Below are 5,147 nucleotides of genomic sequence, written 5' to 3'. Positions count from 1 at the left end.
ATGCGATTCACTGCCAGCGCGCATGCGACTGCGGGCAGGTCGATCGGCACGCGGTACGCGCACGTCATCGATCGCCGGCGCGACGGAACGTACCGTCGCCGCGCTCCGGTCAGCTTGCTTTTTTTGCTTGCGGATGCAGCGTGCAACCGCCATGCCCGACGCACGCGGCGCGGCATGTGCCTTGCGCGGCTGCCTCCCATCGGCTCATCCCGAACCAAGGAGAAACGGCATGGCGACAGTGGCGGATTTCATCGTCGAGCGGCTGTACGACTGGGGCGTGCGCCGCATCTACGGCTACCCGGGCGACGGCATCAACGGCTTTTTCGGCGCGCTGAACCGCGCGGACGGCAAGATCGAATTCATCCAGGCGCGCCACGAGGAGATGGCGGCCTTCATGGCGTCCGCGCATGCAAAATTTACAGGCGAGCTGGGCGTATGCGTCGCGACGTCGGGGCCCGGCGCCGCGCACCTCGTGACGGGCCTGTACGATGCGCGGCTCGATCACATGCCGGTGCTCGCGATCGTCGGCCAGCAGGCGCGCGCGGCGCTCGGCGGCCACTATCAGCAGGAGGTGGATCTTCCGGCGCTTTTCAAAGACGTTGCAGGCGCATTCGTTCAGCTTGCAACGGTGCCGGGCCAGGTGCGCCATCTGGTGGACCGCGCGGTACGCACGGCGCTCGGTGCGCGCACGGTCACCGCGCTCGTGCTGCCGAACGACCTGCAGGAGCTCGATTACGCGCCGCCGAAGCGCGCGCACGGCACCGTGCATTCGGGCGTCGGCTACACCGCACCGAAAGTCGTGCCGTATGCGGACGACCTGCGGCGCGCCGCCGACGTGCTCAATGCGGGCTCGAAAGTCGCGCTGCTGGTCGGCGCCGGCGCGCTGAAGGCGACCGACGAAGTCATCGCGGTAGCCGACCGGCTCGGCGCGGGCGCCGCGAAAGCGCTGCTCGGGAAGGCCGCGCTGCCGGACGACCTGCCGTGGGTCACCGGCTCGATCGGGTTGCTCGGCACCCAGCCGAGCTACGAACTGATGACCGAATGCGACACGCTGCTGGTCGTCGGCTCCGGCTTTCCTTATTCGGAATTCCTGCCGAAGGAAGGTCAGGCGCGCGGCGTGCAGATCGACCTGAAGGCCGACATGCTGAGCCTGCGTTACCCGATGGAGATCAACCTCGTCGGCGACAGCGCCGAGACGCTGCGCGCGCTGCTGCCGCTGCTGAACGAGCGGCGCGACACCGCGTGGCGCGACCGGATCGCGCAATGGAACCATGACTGGCACGACACGCTCGCGGCGCGCGCGGCCGCGAAGGCCAGCGCGGGGCGCGGCGTGAATCCGCAGCGCGCGTTCACCGAGCTGTCGCCGCGCCTGCCCGACGACGTGATCCTGACGAGCGATTCGGGCTCCTGCGCGAACTGGTATGCACGCGACCTGATGATGCGGCGCGGGATGATGGGGTCGCTGTCCGGCGGGCTCGCGTCGATGGGCGCCGCGGTGCCCTACGCGATCGCCGCGAAGTTCGCGTACCCGGTGCGCCCGGTGATCGCGATGGTCGGCGACGGCGCGATGCAGATGAACAACATGGCCGAGCTGATCACGGTCGCGAAATACTGGCGCCAGTGGCCCGACCCGCGCTGGATCTGCATGGTGCTGAACAACGAGGACCTGAACCAGGTCACGTGGGAGCAGCGCGTGATGGAGGGCGACCCGAAGTTCGACGCGTCGCAGCAGATCCCGAACGTGCCGTACTACCGCTTCGCGACGCTGCTCGGCCTCAAGGGCATCTACGTCGACGATCCGGAACAGCTCGGCGCCGCGTGGGACGAAGCGCTCGCGTCCGATCGGCCGGTCGTGCTCGAGGTGAAGAGCGACCCCGAAGTGCCGCCGCTGCCGCCGCACGTGACGCTGCAGCAGGCGAAGCATTTCGCCGAAACGCTGGTGAAAGGCGACCCGCGCGAGGGCAACGTGATCGTCGAGACCGCGCGGCAGGTGTTGTCGGCCGTGCTGCCGGGCAACGGCGAACATGGCGGCAAGAGCGGCAAGGGAGGGAAAGGCGAATCGTAAGGCCGCGGGACGGCACGACGCACGGTCGATTCTTTTTGCGATGATGGCCGACACGCCGCCGCTGTCGCGTCGTTCCGGAACTCGATCGGCACAGCAAACGGCCTGCCGCTTGCCACGCGGGCGCGTAAAAATGCGCCGCTCGATTTACAAGCCGGCTGTAACGCGCCGGCTGTTGTGCCCGCCGTCCCGCCCCCTCACGACCGCATACGTACGAGCGGCGCGCGCACGAAATTTGCTCTGCCGCGAACGGCTATCGTCACGCCGCCGAATGCGGCAAGGAGTCGTGTTGCTCGTTCCGCCGTTCAGGAAAACGCGTCGTATTACACGCATCGCACCGTTCGCGTGGGCGGTCGTGCCGGTCGTCGCGCGCGCGGCCGCCGAGCCTGCGGCGCCAGGCAATCCTGCCGCGCCGCTGCCGCTCGCGTACGTCGTGCATGCGGCCGGCCCCGCCGCGCAGCCGGTCTTCGTGCTCGGCTGGGCGCTGCTCGCGCTGTGCACGTTCGTGTGCGTCGCGATCGCCGTGCTGCTGCTGATCGCGCTGTTTCGTCGTCGCGCGCAGGCGGGCGGCGGCTACGGCAGCGGGCTGACGATCGTGACCGTCGGCACCGCGATCTCGATCCTGCTGCTGTTCGGCGCGCTCGTGTACATGCTGCGCGTGCTGGGTGCGGTCGCGGCGCCGCCGCGTCCACCCACGCTGACGATCACCGTGACCGCGCAGGACTGGTGGTGGGCCGTGCGTTATCCGGACGATGCGAACGGCCGGGGCTTCGTCACGGCGAACGAGATTCATATTCCGGTGGGCCAACCCGTCGCGATCGAACTGAAGAGCGCCGACGTGATCCACGCGTTCTGGGTGCCGCAACTCGCCGGCAAGACCCAGACGATTCCCGGCCAGACCAATCGTCAATGGCTGCAGGCAGACCGGCCAGGCATCTATCGCGGCCAGTGCTCGCAATACTGCGGCGCGCAGCATGCGCACATGGCGTTCGAAGTCGTGGCCGAGCCGCCGGCCGCGTTTCATGCGTGGCTCGCCGCGCAGCGCCAACCGGCCCCGGCACCCGCGGCAGGCGCCGGGGCCGAACGCCGCGGCCAGCGCGTATTCGCCGCACGCTGCGCCGGCTGCCACGCGGTGCGCGGCACCGATGCCGCGGGCGACGCGGGCCCCGATCTCACGCACGTCGGCACGCGCCGGCTGCTCGCGGCCGGCACGCTCGACAACACCCCCGACAACCTGCGCCGCTGGATCGCGCATGCGCAGCAGGTCAAGCCGCAGTCGCTGATGCCGTCGATCGCGCTCGCGCCGCGCGATGCCGACGATCTCGCCGCGTATCTCGCGACGCTGCGCTGAACCGAGGACGCCGATGGCCATTGCCCGCGACACGCCCGCCCCGCTCAGCCGCGTACCCGATCTCGGCGAAGCGCCGCCCGGCTCCACGCACGAGCGCGTGCTGGCCGAGCTGTGGGAATCGGAACCCGGCTGGCGCGGCTGGCTCGGCACCGTCGATCACAAGCGCATCGGGTTGCGTTACATCGTCACCGCGTTCGTGTTCCTGCTGCTCGGCGGCGTCGAGGCGCTCGTGATGCGCATCCAGCTCGCGCGGCCGAACGCGACCGTGCTCACGCCCGCGCAATACGATTCGCTGTTCACGATGCACGGCGTCACGATGATCTTCCTGTACGCGCTGCCGGTGCTGTCCGGCTTCGCGAACTACCTGTGGCCGTTGATGCTCGGCTCGCGCGACATGGCGTTTCCGCGGCTGAACGCGTTCTCGTACTGGTCGTTCCTGTTCGCGGGGCTGTTCCTGTACGCGAGCTTTCCGCTCGGCGCGGTGCCGGACGGCGGCTGGTTCAACTACGTGCCGCTCACGTCGCTCGACTACAGCGCCGGCGCGAACATCGACATCTACGCGCTCGGGATGATCCTGCTCGGCATCTCGACGACCGGCGGCGCCGCGAACTTCGTCGTCACGCTGCTGCGGATGCGCGCGCACGGCATGTCGATCGACCGGCTGCCGATCATCGTGTGGGGCACGCTGACCGCGTCGGTCGCGAACCTGGTCGCGGTGCCGTCGGTGAGCCTCGCGTTCCTGCTGCTGTGGCTCGACCGCAATGCCGGCACGCATTTCTTCGACGTCGCGCACGGCGGCCGGCCGCTGCTGTGGCAGCACCTGTTCTGGATGTTCGCGCATCCGTGGGTCTACGTGGTCGTGCTGCCGGCGATGGGAATCGTGTCGGATGCGCTGCCGACTTTCTGCCGGCGGCCGCTCGTCGCGTACGAGGCCGTCGCGGTGTCAACCGTGGCGACGATGCTGATCGGCTTCGAGGTGTGGGTCCACCACATGTTCGCGACGGGCATCGCGCCGCTCGCGCTCGCGTTCTTCGGCGCCGCGAGCATGCTGATCTCGATCCCGAGCGCGGTCGCGGTGTTCGCATGGATCGCGACGATCTGGACCGGCCGCCCCGTGTTCCGCACGCCGTTCCTGTATTTCGCGGGCTTCGTGCTGATGTTCGTGGTCGGCGGCGTGTCGGGCGTGATGACCGCGGCCGTGCCGCTCGACTGGCAGCTCACCGATACGTACTTCGTCGTCGCGCACCTGCATTACGTGCTGCTCGGCATCAACGTGTTCCCGGTGCTCGGCGGCGTCGCGTACTGGTTCCCGAAGTTCACCGGGCGGATGATGAACGAGCGGTTCGGCAAGCTGACGTTCTGGGTCGTGCTGGTCGGCTTCAATCTCGGCTTCTTTCCGATGCACATCTCCGGGCTGCTCGGGATGCCGCGCCGGATCTATACCTATCCATCGGGGATGGGCTGGGACACGTCGAACCTGCTGACGACGATCGGCTCGTTCGTGTTCGGGATCGGCATCGTGATGTTCGTCGTCAACGCGCTGGTGAGCGCGCGGCGCGGCGTGCGTGCCGGCGAGAATCCGTGGGGCGCGGCCGGCCTCGAATGGTCGGTCGCGTCGCCGACGCCCGTGTACAACTTCGCGGTGCTGCCGCTCGTCGCGTCGCGGCATCCGCTGTGGGAAACGCGCGACGATCCGACCCGCACCAGCCTGCGGGTCGGCTACCGGCTCGCGCC

General features: G+C 68.9%; 3 protein-coding genes. All 3 read left to right on the top strand.

Translation table 11 applies throughout. The features are described from left to right. Positions 1-229 precede the first annotated feature (229 nt). Positions 230-2,065 (top strand): thiamine pyrophosphate-requiring protein, encoded by a 1,836-nt coding sequence (locus H3O04_RS33760; RefSeq protein ID WP_202589343.1) that lies wholly within the window; start codon positions 230-232, stop codon positions 2,063-2,065. Positions 2,066-2,351: 286 nt separating this feature from the next. Then, positions 2,352-3,413 carry a cytochrome c oxidase subunit II gene (gene coxB / locus H3O04_RS33755; RefSeq protein WP_202589344.1) on the top strand — a complete coding sequence of 354 codons (1,062 nt, stop codon included), beginning with the start codon at positions 2,352-2,354 and terminating at the stop codon, positions 3,411-3,413. Positions 3,414-3,426: 13 nt separating this feature from the next. Then, positions 3,427-5,147 (top strand): cytochrome c oxidase subunit I (ctaD, locus tag H3O04_RS33750; RefSeq protein WP_202589342.1); only part of this gene is annotated, 1,721 nt, incomplete at its 3' end.

It is taken from the genome of Burkholderia sp. KCJ3K979, from assembly GCF_016759955.1.
Taxonomy (GTDB): Bacteria; Pseudomonadota; Gammaproteobacteria; order Burkholderiales; family Burkholderiaceae; genus Burkholderia; species Burkholderia orbicola.
Note: the sequence above shows the minus strand (reverse complement) of the source record. Positions and strands in the feature narration are given on the sequence as shown.

Excerpts from the sequence above, each read along its gene's own strand:
- H3O04_RS33760 (WP_202589343.1), top strand. The coding sequence starts at position 230 with ATGGCGACAGTGGCGGATTTCATCGTCGAGCGGCTGTACGACTGGGGC.